At 62.2% G+C, this 17,322-nt stretch carries 16 protein-coding genes; 2 read left to right on the forward strand and 14 right to left on the reverse strand.

Annotation, left to right across the window (positions count from 1 at the left end; all coding sequences use genetic code 11):
- Positions 1-23 precede the first annotated feature (23 nt).
- From AFERRID_RS03890 to cysM, 11 genes are all read right to left on the reverse strand, one after another.
- Positions 24-938: a DUF2232 domain-containing protein gene (locus tag AFERRID_RS03890; RefSeq protein WP_113525932.1), complete on the reverse strand. Its 915-nt coding sequence runs from the start codon at positions 936-938 to the stop codon at positions 24-26.
- A 15-nt stretch (positions 939-953) separates the two neighbouring features.
- On the reverse strand, positions 954-1,232 hold the full coding sequence (gene rpsR / locus AFERRID_RS03895) for a 30S ribosomal protein S18 (RefSeq protein ID WP_009562432.1): 279 nt from the start codon (positions 1,230-1,232) through the stop codon (positions 954-956).
- A 16-nt stretch (positions 1,233-1,248) separates the two neighbouring features.
- Complete coding sequence (gene rpsF / locus AFERRID_RS03900) at positions 1,249-1,647, reverse strand: 30S ribosomal protein S6 (protein WP_113525931.1); 399 nt, start codon at positions 1,645-1,647, stop codon at positions 1,249-1,251.
- A 124-nt stretch (positions 1,648-1,771) separates the two neighbouring features.
- Complete coding sequence (gene nagZ / locus AFERRID_RS03905; protein ID WP_126604389.1) at positions 1,772-2,836, reverse strand: beta-N-acetylhexosaminidase; 1,065 nt, start codon at positions 2,834-2,836, stop codon at positions 1,772-1,774.
- Complete coding sequence (locus tag AFERRID_RS03910; protein WP_113525929.1) at positions 2,820-4,961, reverse strand: APC family permease; 2,142 nt, start codon at positions 4,959-4,961, stop codon at positions 2,820-2,822. Before AFERRID_RS03910 ends, nagZ begins: the two co-directional genes overlap by 17 nt.
- 10 nt (positions 4,962-4,971) lie before the next feature.
- Positions 4,972-5,502, reverse strand: a complete 531-nt coding sequence (locus tag AFERRID_RS03915) for a L,D-transpeptidase (protein ID WP_226829140.1) — start codon at positions 5,500-5,502, stop codon at positions 4,972-4,974.
- Entirely contained in the window at positions 5,483-6,805 is a 1,323-nt protein-coding gene (gene rlmD / locus AFERRID_RS03920; RefSeq protein ID WP_126604390.1) for a 23S rRNA (uracil(1939)-C(5))-methyltransferase RlmD, read from the reverse strand. Before rlmD ends, AFERRID_RS03915 begins: the two co-directional genes overlap by 20 nt.
- Entirely contained in the window at positions 6,780-7,613 is an 834-nt protein-coding gene (locus AFERRID_RS03925; protein ID WP_126604391.1) for a 3'-5' exonuclease, read from the reverse strand. Before AFERRID_RS03925 ends, rlmD begins: the two co-directional genes overlap by 26 nt.
- Positions 7,598-8,323, reverse strand: coding sequence for a DUF1318 domain-containing protein (locus AFERRID_RS03930; protein ID WP_126604392.1), 726 nt, complete (start codon positions 8,321-8,323; stop codon positions 7,598-7,600). The genes AFERRID_RS03925 and AFERRID_RS03930 overlap by 16 nt, the downstream gene beginning before the upstream one ends.
- Before the next feature lie 4 nt (positions 8,324-8,327).
- A complete protein-coding gene (locus tag AFERRID_RS03935) occupies positions 8,328-10,385 on the reverse strand; it encodes a hypothetical protein (protein WP_126604393.1) in 2,058 nt (685 codons plus the stop codon).
- A 7-nt stretch (positions 10,386-10,392) separates the two neighbouring features.
- Complete coding sequence (gene cysM / locus AFERRID_RS03940) at positions 10,393-11,277, reverse strand: cysteine synthase CysM (protein ID WP_113525923.1); 885 nt, start codon at positions 11,275-11,277, stop codon at positions 10,393-10,395.
- A gap of 105 nt (positions 11,278-11,382) precedes the next feature.
- Between cysM and pgl the strand changes: the two genes are divergently transcribed.
- Positions 11,383-12,093, forward strand: a complete 711-nt coding sequence (gene pgl / locus AFERRID_RS03945; protein WP_113525922.1) for a 6-phosphogluconolactonase — start codon at positions 11,383-11,385, stop codon at positions 12,091-12,093.
- Positions 12,094-12,176: 83 nt separating this feature from the next.
- Here the strand turns inward: pgl and AFERRID_RS03950 are convergent, their stop codons facing one another.
- From AFERRID_RS03950 to glgB, 3 genes are read right to left on the reverse strand one after another with little or no spacing between them, the layout of a single operon-like run.
- Positions 12,177-13,115 carry an SPFH domain-containing protein gene (locus AFERRID_RS03950; RefSeq protein ID WP_113525921.1) on the reverse strand — a complete coding sequence of 313 codons (939 nt, stop codon included), beginning with the start codon at positions 13,113-13,115 and terminating at the stop codon, positions 12,177-12,179.
- A gap of 51 nt (positions 13,116-13,166) precedes the next feature.
- The gene (locus AFERRID_RS03955; RefSeq protein ID WP_226833059.1) at positions 13,167-13,553 is read right to left on the reverse strand and encodes an NfeD family protein; all 387 of its coding nucleotides are present in this window, start codon (positions 13,551-13,553) and stop codon (positions 13,167-13,169) included.
- A gap of 15 nt (positions 13,554-13,568) precedes the next feature.
- Positions 13,569-15,767 carry a 1,4-alpha-glucan branching protein GlgB gene (gene glgB / locus AFERRID_RS03960; RefSeq protein WP_113526350.1) on the reverse strand — a complete coding sequence of 733 codons (2,199 nt, stop codon included), beginning with the start codon at positions 15,765-15,767 and terminating at the stop codon, positions 13,569-13,571.
- 242 nt (positions 15,768-16,009) lie between these two features.
- Between glgB and glgC the strand changes: the two genes are divergently transcribed.
- Entirely contained in the window at positions 16,010-17,317 is a 1,308-nt protein-coding gene (gene glgC / locus AFERRID_RS03965; protein ID WP_126604394.1) for a glucose-1-phosphate adenylyltransferase, read from the forward strand.
- Positions 17,318-17,322 lie beyond the last annotated feature (5 nt).

The raw sequence follows: 17,322 nt of genomic DNA on the forward strand, positions 1-17,322 counted from the left end.
AAAAATTCTCTGCAAAACCGCCATCAGGACCGCGGCCCGGCAAGCCGTCGGCGCAGGTGAAAAACACGGTCCAGAATACCCAGCACACTGACCACCAGCAGGAACTGTGAAAGCAGGATCAGTCCGATATAAAAAGCCGCCAGCGCGATCAGGGGCCAGCCTCTCGACGCGAACCACAGGTGCACCAAACTTAGTCCCTGCAGCAAGTACAGCCCAGCGACCAGAATGGCGAGGTTCTGTACCGGCCATGCGCTGCCATGTGGCAGGAAAAAGCCCAACCCCGTCACCACCGGCAACCAGATCAGCCACTCTGGCAGCACCCAATCGCGAAACACCCGTTGTGGCACCACAATACCCTGAAACCGTTCGCGCCAGCGACTGGCCATCACTGCCGCCAGCGCCCAGAGCAGTGCCATGACCGCAGCGAGGATCCCCGGCATCAGACGAACCATATCGCCCAGGACCTGACGCTGCGTCGCGCTGAGGTCCTTACGCGCCGGTGCCAGCAAGTGCTCCATCTGCGCCTGCCAGAAGCCTGGGCCCGTACCCTGCGGTATGGCCCAGAGCAGTAACGCCAGCGTCAGGAGTGACAAACCGATGACCACCCAGACCACTCCGCCCCACCCCACGTCCCACTGCAACCCCTCTCCCAACAGCCGTCCCGGCAACCAGGCTACCAGCGCAAAGGCGACACCATACCATGGGTTCAGCGTGAACAGCGCGGAGGCGATTCCGGCAATCACCAGCACTTCGAGGCTCTCCCTGCGTCCCGCCTGCAGAGTAACCAGCGCCACCAGAGCGACGCAGTTGAGCAACAACGGTCCGGCAAGAAAAGGAATCAGGCCTGCCGCGCTGAACAATACAGCAATACTGACACCAGCTGGCCAGCGTCCGCTGAGAAACCAACGGAGGACCCCGCCTCCTGGCTGCACCGCCACCGGAGCGCCGGCGCCTTAACGCACGACGTAGGGCAGTAACGCCAGAAAACGGGCGCGTTTGATCGCAGTGGTCAACTGCCGCTGATAGAGGTTGCTGGTTCCGGTAATCCGGCTGGGGACGATCTTACCCGTCTCGCCCACATAAGCCTGCAAGGTCTTCAGATCCTTGTAGTCGATTTCTTTGACACCTTCCGCCCGGAACCGGCAGAACTTGCGCCGGCGCGTAAAGTTGCTGCCGCCGCCACGCTTGTCGCCATCACCACTATCCCGATCTCTGTCCCGATTAAATGCCATCTGAAATCTCCTTAGATTAAGCCGTCACTACGGCTTCGTTAGCGCTGTGATCCGGTTCGCCTTCGGCGGTCTCTTCGCTGCGTTCCCGACGGTCCGTCTCATCGCGGGCCAGGAAGGAAGGGCTGGTGACGGCTTCATGGCGGGCCAGCGTCAGATGGCGCAATACCGCGTCGTTGAAGCGGAAAGCGTCCTCCAGTTCAGCCAGCGCAACACCGCTGCACTCTATGTTCATCAGCACATAGTGTGCCTTGTGGGCCTTCTTGATGGGGTAGGCCAGTTGCCGGCGGCCCCAGTCTTCCAGGCGATGAAAATGCCCGCCGTCGCTCTCGATCATGCCGCGGTAGCGCTCGATCATCTGGGGGACCTGTTCACTCTGGTCAGGATGGACCAGAAACACAATTTCATAATGACGCAAAAGTTGCTCCTTATGGTTCACTGCGGAGTCCGGACGCCCATCGCCCGAACAAGGAGTAAAAGGTGAGGGCGTATTCTAATACGCGACGCGGGAAAAACAAGGGGTTAACATTCTGGGCCGCGCATCAGTCCGTGCATCCGGGGGCGAGCGCCCGTAACGCTTCGATCTGCTGCAGGCAGCGCACCCGGTCAGCCGCGGACAAGGCGGCCGTGGCGGCGTTACCGGCGAGACGCTCCAGGCGGTCACCGGTCGGGAGTACATCCCTGGACTGTAAATGCGCGATGGCTGTTTCCGCACCTTCCGGATCGTTACAGACCAGCAACAGGTCGGCGCCCGCCGTCAGCGCCGCATCCACCCGGGCAGCCATGCCGCCCGCAGCATGGGCACCCGCCATGCTGAGGTCGTCACTGACCACCACACCGGTGAAGCCCATCTCTTTACGGAGAACATCCTGCAACCAGCGCGGCGAGAAGCCGGCAGGGTGTTCACCATCCACCCTGGGATAAAGACAATGCGCGGGCATGATCGCCGGAATTCCTGCGGCGATCATGCCCGCAAAGGGCTGGAGGTCTTCCTGAATGGCGCTGAACGGACGATCATCCAGCGGCAAATCGAGATGAGAGTCCGCGGCCACCGCCCCGTGACCGGGGAAATGCTTGGCGACCCCCTGCAGGCCGGTCCGGGCCATGCCCTTCCAGAGTGCTGCCGCAATAGCGCCCACCCATACCGGATCGCGGTGGATGGCGCGATCGCCGATCACCGCAGAGATACCGCGATCCAGATCCACGCAGGGGGTAAAATCCAGATCAATGCCGAGATCCCGAAGTTCCGTACCGAGCAGCAAGCCCCAGTCTTCGGCCGCCACCCGCGCACTTTCCAGTCCGTCACGATCCGCCAGACGCCCCAGGGTCGCCATGGGCGGGAAACGCGTCACCCCCGCACGCAGACGCTGCACCCGTCCGCCTTCCTGATCTATGCCGACAAGAAGGGGAGTGCTGCGCAAGGCATGCAATTCCGCGCACAGCTCACGCACCTGTCCGGCGTCGGCACAGTTGCGGGCAAAAAGGATGACACCGCCGACGGCAGGCTGGCGCAGCATGGCGCATTCGGCGGCCGTGGGCCGCAGGCCGGCGATATCGACCATCAGCGGGCCCCGTGCAGGGTGCCGCCGTTCATTCCGTACCAGCATGGGGGGCAGACTCCTGTATATCCGCTTGGGTGGTGGCCTGCGCCTTGGCTGCGGCGCGAACCCTGGCCTCTTCTTTTTTTACCTCTTCATTCTGCACCAGCTCCAGATCGGGCGACATGGAAATGGGCAGAACGATATTCGGCGGCTGGCTCGGGATACCGCGCACATGCACGGGCACGATCATCATGCTGAAACCGTCATGCTGCAGGCGATCCTGGACGATGAAGCTGACTTCATCGTGCAGCAGCCCATGGAAAGGCCCCTGCGCAGACGTGTCGATCACCCGCCCGGCAAAAAAGATGCTCTGCGGAAAATAGCGAATGGCGACATTGGCCAGTTCCTCCATCGCCAGGATACGGTCGGTGGAGTAGGTGGCGAACCAGGTCGCCGCCATCCCCTCATTACGGCAAAAGGCCATATACTGGTTGGCCTCGGTTTCCACATATACCTTCAGGTCCTCCAGGGCCTTGATACCCTTGAACTCGCCCTGACCCACGATGCCCGCGAGCAGGAAAACATAGTTCTTGACGAAGCCGCCGACCATACGGTGCGCAGTCAGCAGGGTGTGCAGCCCCAATCCGTCAAAACGGCTGACAAAAAATACGGCGGTGGCGCCACGCGGATCGAGGGGCAGGTTCGGGCCGGACTCCAGATGCTCGGGCACCACGTCCAGCATGGTCTCATCCAGTTCGGCAGTGATTTTGCTGATACTCTTGTAATGGCGATAGATCAGGTACCCAAGGCTCACCACAATCGCGGTGACCAGCAGGGTGAACCAGCCGCCAGCATCGAATTTTTCGAAAATGGTGATGGCGAGAATGGAGGCCGTGACCACAAAGCCCAGCGCACTGACCGCAAGCCGGCCTCGCCAGAGTGGATCTTTGTCGCGCTGGGCAAACCAGTGCCGACTCAATCCCGCCATGGTCAGGGTAAAGGTGATGAAGACGTTGATACTGTACAGCACCACCAGAATGCTGACGTGTCCCCCCGTCATCAGAAGGATAACCACGGCCGCGAAACCAATGAGCAACACGCCGTTACGCGACACGAAGCGATCCGACAGGTAGGAAAAACGCTCCGGCAGCCAACGATCGACGGCCATATTCGCCATGACGATGGGTGCCGTGATGATACCCGTATTGGCGGCGATGAAGAGGAGCAGCCCCTCGGTAATCAGGGTAAGCAGAGTCGCCGTCGGGCCGAAGGGGACTCCCCCCACCGTCCACCCCCGCGTAATCGCGCCATAAAGCACGGCATTCAGAGTTTGCCCCTGCTGGCTGTGCACCTGATACATCAGGTATAAAAAGATCAGGCTGCCGGCGACCAGAGACAGGGAGGTCGCCAGCAGGGTCATCGTGCGCTGGCCGGTCTGCACACGCGGCTCACGCATAATATGCACACCGTTGGCTACGGCCTCCAAACCCGTATAGGTGCCGCCTCCCAGGCTGAAGGCCCGCAATATCAGCGCCACGATGAATATCCAGCCGTACTGCGTGCTATCCTGCCGAACACTCGCAACAGTGTTGTAGGCGATGTCCGGTACGGCGCCTACATGGCTCAGCAGGCCCCAGCCGAGCAGTATGGTGTGGGTCAGGATGAAGGCCATAAAGATGGGCAGCAGGATCTTGATGGATTCTTTCATGCCGCGCAGGTTGATGAAGATCAGGAACAGCAGTATCGCGACATCCAGGAGAAGCCGTTCGCTGTACCAGGAGACGGGCATGGTGCTCAACAGCGCCTCGGTACCCGATGCCACCGAAATCGCCGCCGTCAAGACATAGTCGACGATCAGCGCAGCGCCACTTACCAAGCCGGCCTTCGGCCCTAACAGTGTAGACGCGGTGTGATATCCGCCACCCCCGTCAGGGAACAGGGCAATGACCTGTTTGTAACCTGCCGAGATGACAAACACCGAAAGCGGGATGCCGATGGCCAGAAAAACGGCCAGATATTCATGGCCCTTCAAGGCATAATAGATTTCCGGTGGACCGTAAGCGGAGGAAGACAAGGCATCCGAACCCAGACCGACCCAGGCCAGAAAGGCCGCAAGCGAAAGGTTTTCGAACAACTTTGGATTGAACACGTTTACGGCGCGGCGGAAACGGGGCAAGCGGAAACGGGCCATTAGGACATCCTCAGCGGGGGAAGTGCAGCGGTGGCTGCAGTCCGACAAAAACGGGGGTATTCACGGCACATTCCGCAAAGAGGGCGCATACCGCATCGGGCGCCATCCGCACACAGCCCGCCGACACCGGTTGACCGAGATGATCCACATCGGCGGTGCCATGGATGTAGATATAACGGCGGAAGGTATCCTGAAGGCCACCACGATTAAAACCCGTTTCACTGCCCGAGAGCCAGAGGATGCGCCCGAGAATCCAGTCCCGACGCGGCTGGCCGGCCGCCCACTCCGCACTGTAACAGGCACCGGTCCAGCGCCGGCCGCGCAGAATGGCCGTCGCGGGCAGGCCGGCGCCGATGCGCGCGCGCACTACATGCCAGCCGCGCGGCGTGCAACCGCTGTCGAACTCTTCGCCCAGCCCCTTACGGGCCGTGGATACGACATACTCGGAGCGCGCTTCGGCGCCGTGCATTTCATACAGGCGTTGGGCGGAGACATCCACCCAGAGCCAGCGCGCGGGCCGCTCAGCGTTCGAAGAGGGCAATGGATTCGACATGGGCAGTATGGGGAAACATGTTGACGACACCTGCCGCTCGCAAACGATAGCCGCGCTCATGTACCAGATACTCGGTGTCACGGGCCAGGGTCGCCGGATTGCAGGAGACATACACCAGACGGCGGACGCCGGGGGTCAGACTGCGCAACACTTCGATGGCTCCACTGCGGGGCGGGTCGATGAGCATTTTGTCGATGGCGCCCGCCGAAGCAAAATCTTCCATCCGGGCCTGGGTGAGATCGGCTACAGCATACCGGGCTTTATCCGCCAGGCCGTTGGCGGCGGCATTCTCCGCAGCCAGCGCAACCAACCGGGCATCTCCTTCAATGCCAAGCACCTGCGCTCCCAAGCGGGCGATGGGCAGGGTAAAATTCCCGAGCCCGCAGAAGAGGTCCAGAATGTGCTCTCCCGGTTGTGGTTGCAACAAGGCCATGGCGCGGCGCACCATCACCTGATTCGCCGCCTGATTGACCTGAGTAAAGACCAGGGGATCAAAACGCAGGCGCAACGCATAATCCGGCAGGTCGTAATGGAGCGGCTCCGGCTGCTCCGGCCACAAGGGATACAGGGTCTCGGGCCCGCGCGGTTGCAACCATATCTGCAGGTCGTGTTGCGCACCAAAAGCGCGCAGGTGCTGCAGATCACTTTCCGCCAGCGGCCGCATGTGACGAAACACCAGCGCGACGGCATCCGGCGTGGCCGCCACTTCGATCTGTGGGAAATCCTGGGGCGACTGCATCTGCGCGATCAGCGCCCGCAGGGGCAGAATGCGTTGCCCGACGCGCGGGTCGAGGGTCAGACATTGCCCCATATCCACGACGTAACTGCTGTTGCGTTCACGAAAGCCCACCATCGCGCCCCGGGTTTTCGGCGTGCGCACCGAGAGCCGCGCCTTGCTGCGATAGCCCAGGCTCGGGCCATGAATGGGTGGCAGGACGCGTTCGGGGCGGACCTTGCCGATGCGCCAGAGATGATCTTCCAGTTGTCTTTGCTTGATAGCCACCTGTGCCGCTGGCTCCAGATGCTGCAGGCTGCAGCCCCCGCAGACACCAAAGTGAGGACAAGGCGGCGACACCCGCAGGGAGGACGCCTTGACCACCTGCAGCAACTCGGCACGATCAAAGCTCTTGTGGTTCTGGGTACGCCGTGCCCAGACCCGCTCGCCGGGCAGCGCCCCATCGACAAACAGTACCTTGCCCTCCACACGGGCAATTCCGCGTCCCTCGGTATCCAGACTTTCAATAAACACCTGCTCAGGCTGAGCGTTATGAATGGGCTTGGGACGCGACATGCAGATTCTCTGGCCACAGTGTGAGAAATTCCTGGACGTGGGCCTCGTCCCGGCTTTGCAGGTAAGACCGCAACCGGGTCTGGCAAACATCATAAGCCGATCTGTCGAGATGCCCGCGAGTCAGTTCAAAACGCAGGTGGACCAGGGCCGTGTTGAGCACATCGACTTCGCAGTAGTGGCGAATGCCCGCCAGCTCCCCTGCCTGATAATGGGTCCAGACCTCCGCACCGCTCATTCCCAGCTTGCCGGGCAACCCCAGCAGCAACGCGATGTCCTGGAGGCGGGCGACATTGCGCGACTGATAGGCGGAGAGGACATCCATGAGATCGAGATGGCGCTCGTGGTAACGGCTGGTGTAATTGTTCCAGCGATAGTTCTGGTCCTGTTCGCCGTGCTCCCAGTAGCGGGCGGCAGGGATGCCGTGGAGCAGGGCACGGTAATGGAGCACCGGAAGGTCAAAGGCCGCGCCATTCCAGGATACCAGTTGCGGGGCATGGCGCTGAATGAACTGAAAAAAGGCCGTGACCAGAGCCACCTCGTCATCGTCCACTTTGCCGAAACTGCTGAGCTTGACCTGTCCGCCCTGCCACCAAAGGGCGGAAATAGCGACTACCCGGTGCAGATAGGGGCGCAGAAACTCCGTTGCGCCCTGGGTTTCGATGCGACGCCGGTGCTCCAGCAATTCCGCCACGCCCGCGTCGTCCGCCAGTTCAATGCCATGCACCCGTCGCCCGCCGGCAACGTCGGGCACCGTCTCGATGTCGAAAACCAGCACATTCTGCAAGGCAGTGGCTATTTCTTCTGCCATTGACCACTGGGCGACTGATACCAGTATCCCGCCGGTGCCTTGTTGATCCAAGCTTGGGCAAAAGTCTGCTGAATTTGACCCTCCCACTCGGGATGACCATTGGCATCAGCGATCTGCTGGTAGAGGTTGCTGAGTGCGCTGTTATTGCTGTTCACGAGACCATTCAGGGCCGCCCGCTGCTGCAGGGGCACGGCCGCGGCATCATGGATGGCAACCAGACCATTGGCGGTAAAACCCACGGCGCCGCTGACAAAATAAGGGCGCATCTGCGCCGCTATCGCCTCGAGCTGCGCCCTGGCCGATTGCACTCCGGGGCTGGACGCATCGAGGTTGGCGGCGGCCTCCGCCGTGCCGCTGATGGCGGAGAAGCCCATGGCGAGCAGGTAGCTGGCCGCATGGTAGGGGGATGCCATGCTCAGGGCATTGCTGGCGGAGGCTGCGGACCGTGTCGGGGCAGCCGGCGGCGCGGGTACCGATACGGCGGGCGCAACCGGCGGCGCAGGTACCGATGTGGCGGGCGCAACCGGAGCCAGCAGGGCGCCTTTGGCGGCGGCCTTATACACCTCGCCGACCACCTGATCCGCCAGCTTCTGTGCCGCCGCAGCCGGGAAGTAGATGTTGACGGTCACACAAGCGGACAGTGCCATAAGCAACCCCAGTACCAGCACACTGCGCCAGCCCTGCGTTTTCAGCCAATCCTGCCTCGTCATATGCTTACTCTCCTGTCTGGACCTGGGCACCACCGTGCATGGCGGTTTGCAGGCGCGCCAGCAGTTCGTTCCAATTTACCCGGCGATTGTACCCCACTATATCCACCCTGGGCAGCCCTTGGCCCTGGAGGATCACAAAACCGGAATCTTCGGTCCCCACTCCGGATAATTCGGCAACACCATGCCTGAGCCGCACCCCCATCCCCAAATGCGCATAAGCAAAGGTTTTGAACATCCGCAGAAACAGGCCCTGAAAAAATCCGCCGATGCCGTCACCTCCACCCAGTCGGGTAAGGTTCTGGACCGCAGCATAACTGATTTCCTGACGTACGCCAGGAACGGGAACCGTATGGAACTGCGCGTCAAAGGCCTCCGGCGACCAGTTCAGCAGGGCGAGATTTTTTACGTGGCCGTCGAGTACGCCGCTAATGTACCCGAAGTGAAAAGCGTCAGTCAGAGGCTTCAGCCGCACCCCGGAAATTTCGACGTTGCCGCGCAACAGGGGCAAAACGCCAAAGAAATTCTCAACGTGCAGGTCATTCACTCGCACGGTACCGCCAAACACCTGGGCGGAAAGTGCGCCGCTGGTGCTGAGGTCCCCCGCATGGTACTGCAGCTCCGGTATGGTCGCCGACACCGTTCCGGTAAACGGCGGCCAGCGCATGATCCTGGTCAGCTGAGCCATGCTAACCCCCCGCAGGTCGCCGCTCATGCTGAAACCCGATCGCGTCCCCGCCCAACGCGCCGCCAGTTGCCGGAAATGCAGCGCGCCCCCCAACATGGTCAGGGTAAAGGGCTGCTGCAGATGGAAGCCCTGGGGATTGACCACCAGATCCGCATGCAGCGGACCCACGGGGATACGATAGAGCGCCGCCGATTGCCAGCGGAGCGTGGCGGCGGAAATTTTACCGGTACGACTCCACGCGCCCCGGCTATTCACCCCGGTCACCGCAAGAAGCCTGTTCGAGCTGGAAACGGCCGCATTGCGCAGATCCCATCGCAGCGCGTTCAGCCCTCCTGCTCCCGCCACGGAAAACCGCACCTGCCCCGAGGCCTGCAACCCGGCCGCCAGACCTCCGGGAAGGGCCAGCGGTTTGATCCAGTTTGCATACAGCGGCGCCATGGCCACATTCATATCCCGAATCTGCCAGCGCAGCGCTCCACCCTGGGTCGGCCAGTACAGCGCAAAACCGCCCTGCCCGAGGCCGGGCCAGCGGATGCTTCCCTGGTCCAGTTGCCAGGCCTTGGCCGTCTGTTGCCAGCGGGTTTGCATCCGCACCGGCGCGGCAGGGGCTGTCCAGTACCATGGACTCCAGAGGACACCACCCTGGGTCCAGCGCAGCCGAGCGCTGCCGTGCCACCGTCCGCTGTAGACCCCCGCCCCCTGGAGCCGCAATGCAACACCCTGGGCGCCCTGCAAACCGTCCGGGCTGCTGAACTGGAGCTGGCTGCCTTGCAGTTCAAAGGCCATCTGACGGGCCTGTGCCCAGCTCGCACCCTGCGCCCGGACTTGCCACCGGGCCTGCCCCGAGGTCTGCCAGGCGGCAGGCAGCAGGCTGAAAGCATGCACCAGACCGGCAACCGGCAGGCTGCCCGCACCCGTCAGATGCCACTGTCCGGCGGCGGTACTTTGCACCTGCACCCGGGCGCTGCCGAATTGCACACCACGCACCGCCAGCACGGCCTGCCCGCTGCCACCCAGCTGCCGCAACTGTACCTGCCCATCGCCATGCAGTGCGCCCCACGGGCTGCCGTCCACCACCAGGTGGCCCTGCGGACACGCCCAACCCTGCGTCGTCCGGAGCCCGCATTGCCACTGGGCGCGCCGCCAGAGCTTGCGTCTGCCCGCCTGCACGGCACCCACCACCAGACGCAACTGGTCGCCCTGCGCCGATGTGGACAGCGTCACACGCGGGTGCTGCACCGTCCAGCCCGTTCCGCTGACGTCCGCGGCGCTGATTTCCAGAACCTGCGCCCCGGCGGCGTCACTGATCGCGAGTCCCAGGCCCGTCAACAGTAGCCACCGGGCGATTCTCGGCAACACCCCGCTGCGCCCGTGCATCGTTCCGTCAGGCCGGAAAAACGCCCGTAGAGAGGTAGCGGTCACCCCGGTCGCAGATGATGACGACGATCACGCCAACCTCCAGATGCTGCGCCACCCGTATCGCCGCCGCCAGCGCTCCGCCCGAAGAGATGCCCGCGAGCACTCCTTCTTCCCGCGCCAGGCGCCGGGTCATCTCCTCGGCTTCTTCCTGACTCACATCGACGATTCGGTCAACAGACTCGGGATGATAGATGCGCGGCAGATAGGCTTGCGGCCAACGGCGGATACCGGGAATTCTGGCCCCCTCCGTCGGCTGTACACCGATGATCTGGATACCCGGCGAGACTTCCCGCAAATAGCGGGAGGTACCCATGATGGTCCCCGTCGTCCCCATGGACGATACGAAATGGGTCACGGCGCCGCGGGTATCGCGCCAGATCTCCGGCCCGGTCCCGAGGTAATGTGCCTCGGGATTATCAGGGTTGGAAAACTGATCGAGCATGAAGCCCTCTCCCGCAGCGACCATCTGGTGCGCGAGATCGATGGAACCTTCAATACTCCGGGCCGCAGGGGTGAGAATCACCTCCGCACCGTAGGCACGCATCACCTGGCGCCTTTCGATGCTCATATTGTCCGGCATGATCAGCGTCATGGACAATCCGCGTACCGATGCCGCCATGGCCAGGGCGATGCCCGTATTCCCGCTGGTTGGTTCGATCAGACGTGTAGCGGGGGTGATGGTGCCCCGCTCCAGCGCCCGACGAATCATGTTCACGGCGGGACGATCCTTGACTGAACCGGCGGGATTGTTCCCCTCCATCTTCCCGAAAATCCGCACCCCCGCATGGGGCGACAGGCGCCGCAACTCACACAAGGGGGTATTGCCCACCCAGTTCTCCAGACCACCCATCTCTGCCTCCTTCAGGGCAATATCCAATAAGCAGCATCATAGACCCAAGCTGCAAAGTGGGGCTATCCTTTGCAAAAGATCGGGAACACACGGGAGCACATCCGCATGGAAACAGCTCGGCATCGCAATACCTGGCATATTCATCCCGATCCCGAAGCGCTCGCCCGGCGACTCGCGGCGGCTGTCGCCCGTATGGCGCGGGAGGCCATCACCGCCCGCGGCGCCTTCCATCTGGTGGTCGCCGGTGGCACCACCCCCCGCGCGGCTTACGCCCTGCTTCCGCAACTAGGCGGAGACTGGCAGTGCTGGCACCTCTATCATGGGGATGAACGCTGTCTGCCGCCCCAGGACCCGGATCGCAACAGCCTGATGCTCGACACGGTCTGGCTGTCCCGGGTGCCCATCCCGGCACGGCAGATTCATCACATCCCAGCGGAACGGGGCGCCGATGTGGCCGCCCGCGACTACGCTGCGGTTCTTCCACCCCACGCCTTCGACCTGGTCCTGCTGGGAGTAGGGGAGGACGGCCATACGGCCAGCCTGTTCCCCGACCACGACTGGGGCATGGAAAAGAACGGCCCCGCCACGATCGCCGTCCACGACGCCGCCAAGGCGCCACCCCAAAGGGTGAGCCTGAGCGGCTGGCGCTTACAATACACGCGGGAAATGTTTTTTATGGCAGCCGGCGGCGGCAAGCGGTCGGCACTCACGGCCTGGTGGCGGGGCGAGCCCATTCCCGCCGCCATGGTAGGCGCAGCAGCGGATGTCTGGCTGGACAATGCAGCCTGGCCGGAAATAGTGCCCGGGACCATCTGACCCCATGCCCCATGGCACCATCCTTCCTCCCCTTGTCCCCATGCCCCCGCGAATCCTGGTTTCTCAGACACCTCAGGCGGTGTTCAGGCTTTCGCTGCCCCATTCTGCCCGCCCGACTGTTTGACCATGGCGAGCGCCGTACCCACCAGTGCACCGATATTGCCCAGATCCGCCGGGATCACCAGACTGGTGCCCACCTTGGCGAGGTTGCCCCATTTTTCGATATAGTCCTTGGCCAACTGCATCTGTAGGGCCTCGATACCGCCCGGGGCCTGCGCAGCATCGCCGATGACCCGGATGGCGGCCGCTGTGGCTTCTGCCACCAACTGGATGGCCGCCGCCTCACCCTGAGCGCGAAGCACTTCCGCCTGCTTGCGGCCATCGGCGACATTGATGTCCTGCTGCCGTTGCCCCTCGGAGGTGTTGATCTGTTGCTGCCGTTGCCCCTCGGACTTGGCGATCAGTGCCCGTTTTTCCCGCTCGGCCGTGATTTGCAGCTCCATGGCGCGGATGATCTCCTGAGGCGGAGTAATGTCCTTGATCTCATAGCGCAGTACCTTGACGCCCCAGTTGACCGCCGCCTCATCCACCGATGCCGCGACGGCAGTGTTCAGCAACTGCCGGGACGAGAGCGCCGCATCCAGATGCAGCTTGCCGATCTCGGAACGCATGGTGGTCTGCGCCAGCTGTATCACCGAGGTAAAGGGGTTGCTGGAGCCGTAGGCCGCCTTTACCGAATCCGTAATCTGCAGATAGAGCACGCCGTCCACGGTCATCGTGGTATTGTCCAGGGAAATACACACTTGCGCCGGCACCTCCATGGGCACCTCGCGCATATCAAAACGGAAAGCGATGCGGTCCAGAAAAGGGATGATAAAATTCAGCCCGGGCTCCAGCACTGCATGATATTTACCAAGGCGCTCCACCACCCAGGCGCGCTGTTGAGGCACGACCCGAATGGTGGTTCGCAGGATGAAGAAAGCCGCAACGACAACGATCAGGACGACGATGAGGGAGGACATAGCGGCTCCTTGCCAGAATCTTGCTTGGGTAGCACTCCTAAATGTAGCAGATTATCGGTCTTGGCGATGATAACGGCCCGATCCCCCGGATGGGGGGGGCGGGCCATCATCGACGACCGCCATCCACTCGGCGCCGCGATAACGCACACTGTATTGCTGATTGCTGTCCGGTCCGCTGACGACATCCACCCCCTGCCCCAGATCGAAATCACCGAGGTCTCCGCTTTTGCCCGCCAGGCGATGCCGCAGCCACACTCCGGCGGGCAGCAGAACCAGACAGAATCCGAGAAAAACCCAGTGCAGCACCGCACCCGGCAGGAGCAGCCCGGTGATCGCGGTAAACAGCGCCGCCAGCGCCACCGCCGCCAGGTAGAACGTGCCCGTAAAAAGCTCCGCCAGCCCGGCGCCAAACGCAATGACGATATAAATGATCAACATCGCCACCCCCCGGGTTCAGCCTGCCCCGGCAAGCTGTAAATAAATCGCGGCCAGGGGCGGCAGGACCAGTTCCAGCGAATGGGGCAGACCCATCCACGACTGGTCCTGGGCCTGCTGCGGCAGATTGCCCACATTGCTGCCATGATAGGCGCCCGCGTCGCTGTTGAAGATCTCCCGGTACCGACCCGCAGCCGGCACCCCCAGACGATAATTGCGCCGAGGCACCGGCGTGAAATTGAACACCGCCAGCACGAAACCGCCGTCCCGGTCCCAGCGCAGAAAACTCAACACCGACTGATCGGCGTCATGGCAATCCACCCAGGAGAAGCCCTCGCCCTGAAAATCCTGCGCATGCAAGGCCGGAACAGCCCGGTAGAGATGAGCCAGATCCCGGCTCAACCGCTGCGTACCCTGATGCCAGTCCCAATGCAGTAGATCCCAGTCCAGGGCCCGCCCGCAATCCCACTCCCGTCCCTGGCCGAACTCGTTGCCCATAAAATTCAGTTTCTTGCCGGGATGCGCAAACTGGTAGCTGAAGAGCAGACGCAGGTTGGCAAAACGCTGCCAGGCATCCCCCGGCATTTTGTCCAGCAGTGAACGCTTGCCATGCACCACTTCGTCATGGGACAAGGGCAGCACGAAGTTTTCCGAATAAGCGTAAAGCTGGCTGAAGGTCAGGTCGTTCTGGTGAAAGCGCCGGTAGACCGGGTCCTGCTCCAGGTAGGCCAGGGTATCGTTCATCCAGCCCATATTCCACTTCATGGAAAAACCCAGGCCGCCCACATAGGTGGGGCGGGAGACCATCGGCCAGGCCGTGGATTCTTCGGCAATGGTGAGGATGCCCGGATGACGCTCATTGAGGATCACATTCATCTCACGCAGGAAATCGATGGCCTCGAGATTTTCCCGGCCACCATACCGATTGGGAATCCACTCGCCCTCCTGGCGCGAATAATCGCGGTAGAGCAGGGACGCCACCGCATCCACGCGCAACCCGTCGATATGGAAGCTGTCCGCCCAGTAGCAGGCGTTGGCCAGCAAAAAACCACGCACCTCGTTGCGTCCGAAGTTGAAAATATAAGTGCCCCAGTCGCTGTGCTCCCCCTCGCGCGGGTCGGCATGTTCATACAACGGGGTACCATCGAAGCGCGCCAGCCCCCAGTCATCCCGGGGGAAATGCCCCGGCACCCAGTCCAGGAGCACGCCGATGCCCGCCTGATGAAACTGATCCACAAAGGCGCGGAAGCCGTCGGGCGTACCGAAGCGGCTGGTGGGCGCAAAATAGCCGCTCACCTGATAGCCCCAGGATTCGTCCAGTGGGTGCTCCATCACCGGCATCAGTTCGATGTGGGTATAGCCCATGTCCTTGCAGTAGGGCACCAGGCTCTCCGCCAGCGCCGCGTAACTAAGGAAATGGCCCGCCGCGTCACGCTGCCAGGAACCGAGATGCACTTCGTAGATGTTCATGGGGGCGTGCTGCCAGTCCTGCCCAGCCCGAGCCGCCACCCAGTCCTGATCCGCCCAGACGTGGTCATTTTCCACCACGCGTGCCGCCGTACTCGGTCTGAGCTCAAAGGCATGGGCGTAGGGGTCGGTCTTGACAAATACCGCTCCGGAATCGCGGTGACGGATCTCGAATTTGTAGATTTCGCCAATGGCAAGGTCCGGGATGAACAGTTCCCAGATGCCACTCTGGCCGCGCGCGCGCATGGGGTGGGCGCGGCCGTCCCAATCATTGAAGTCACCGACGACACTGACCCGCCCGGCATTGGGCGCCCATACGGCGAATAACACCCCATCCACTCCCTCGTGATGGCGACGGTGCGCACCGAGGTGACGATAGGCTTCATAGAGGCGCCCCTCGCTGAAGAGGTAAACCTCCACATCCCCCAGCACCGGACCGAAGACATAAGGGTCATGGCGTTCGTGGAATCCGTGCCGGTCCTCCCAGCGCAGGCGATAAGGCACCGGTATGACCTCGCCCTGACGGGTGAAAATGCCGGCAGGATGGCTCTGTTCCATGACCACCCATCCCGCTGGCGTCTGTATCTCCACGCCGTGGGCGCCGGGCAGAAAGACTCGCTGCACGGTCCGCCCACCAACCATATGCTGGCCCAGCCAGGCGAAGGGGTCGTGATGACGCGCCTCACGGATGGCCAGGCCGTCTTCACTGTCGCCAGATGGACCGCTCACCGTACTGCCATGCTTTTGCATTGCCGCCACCGCACCCTCCTTAACCCGCCATCCGAGGTGAAACCATTCCTGCTTCATCGTCATGCCAACACTTCTGAGCATAACACATCCGCAAAGCTGCGCCGCTCCAGCCGGAGCACGGCTTGTTCATGCACAGGCCCTTGCCGCCAACGGACAAGTTCAGTACCTTAAAGGCCAGCGCGCCGGCAATCTCACCTATACTCCAGGTAAGGTCGTATTCCGTGCCCGAAAAGGAGATGGTCATGTCGGAAGAAGGCAGTCGCGGAGCAACCAACTCACCCCGCTTCGTCAGCAACCTGACCCAAAATACCCTGGCCCTGGTGCTCGCCGGGGGGAGAGGCAGCCGCCTCGGTCCGCTGACCGACTGGCGTGCCAAACCCGCCGTTCCCTTCGGCGGCAAATTCCGCATCATCGACTTCTGCCTCTCCAACTGTCTCAACTCCGGGATTCGTCGCATCGGTATCCTCACCCAGTACAAATCTCACAGTCTCATCCGCCATATCCAGCTTGGCTGGGGTTTTCTCCGCGGCGAGTTCAGCGAGTTCACCGAGATTCTCCCCGCCCAGCAGCGCATGAATACCGGCTGGTACAAGGGCACCGCCGACGCCATCTTCCAGAACATCGATATCCTCCGTGCCCACCGCCCGCGTTTTGTGATCATCCTGGCGGGTGATCATATTTATAAAATGGATTACGGACAGATGCTTGCCGAGCACGTCCAAAGCCAGGCCGACATGAGTGTCGCCTGCATCGAGGTGCCGCTGGAAGAAGCCAGGTCCTTCGGCGTGATGTCCGTCAACAGTGAGGATCGCATCACCGCCTTTACCGAAAAGCCCCAAGATCCGATCCCCACCCCCGGCAATCCCGATCGCGCCCTGGCGAGCATGGGTATCTACGTATTCAACACCGACTTCCTCTATGAACAACTCATTCGCGATTCTGACAGTCCCGATTCCACCCACGACTTCGGCAACGACCTCATCCCTTATATGATATCGCGCTACCGGGTGATCGCGCATCGCTTCCGCAATAGCTGCATTGCCAGTTCCGAGGGGACCAATAGCCGCTGTTACTGGCGGGATGTAGGCACGGTGGATGCCTACTGGGCCGCCAACATCGACCTCGTACACGTCACTCCCGATCTCGACCTCTACGACAGCCGCTGGCCAGTCTGGACCTATCAGGAACAACTGCCGCCAGCCAAATTCGTATTTGACGACGAAGGCCGCCGAGGCATGGCGCTGGATAGTATCGTCTCGGGCGGATGCATCATCAGCGGCGCCACCGTCCGCCGCTCCCTGCTCTTCTCCAACGTGCGGGTCAATGACGGTCATACCCTGATCGAAGACTCGGTCATCCTGCCCAACGTGCGCATGGGCGAAGGCGCCCGCCTGCGCAAGGTGGTCGTGGACAAGGGTACGATCATCCCGAACGGACTGGTGGTCGGCGAAGACCCTGACGAAGACGCCCGCCGTTTCCATCGTACGCCCAACGGGGTGACCCTGATCACCCCGGAGCTGCTGGGCCAGCAACTGCATTTCGTGAGGTAATCCCC

It is taken from the genome of Acidithiobacillus ferridurans (assembly GCF_003966655.1).
Taxonomy (GTDB): Bacteria; Pseudomonadota; Gammaproteobacteria; order Acidithiobacillales; family Acidithiobacillaceae; genus Acidithiobacillus; species Acidithiobacillus ferridurans.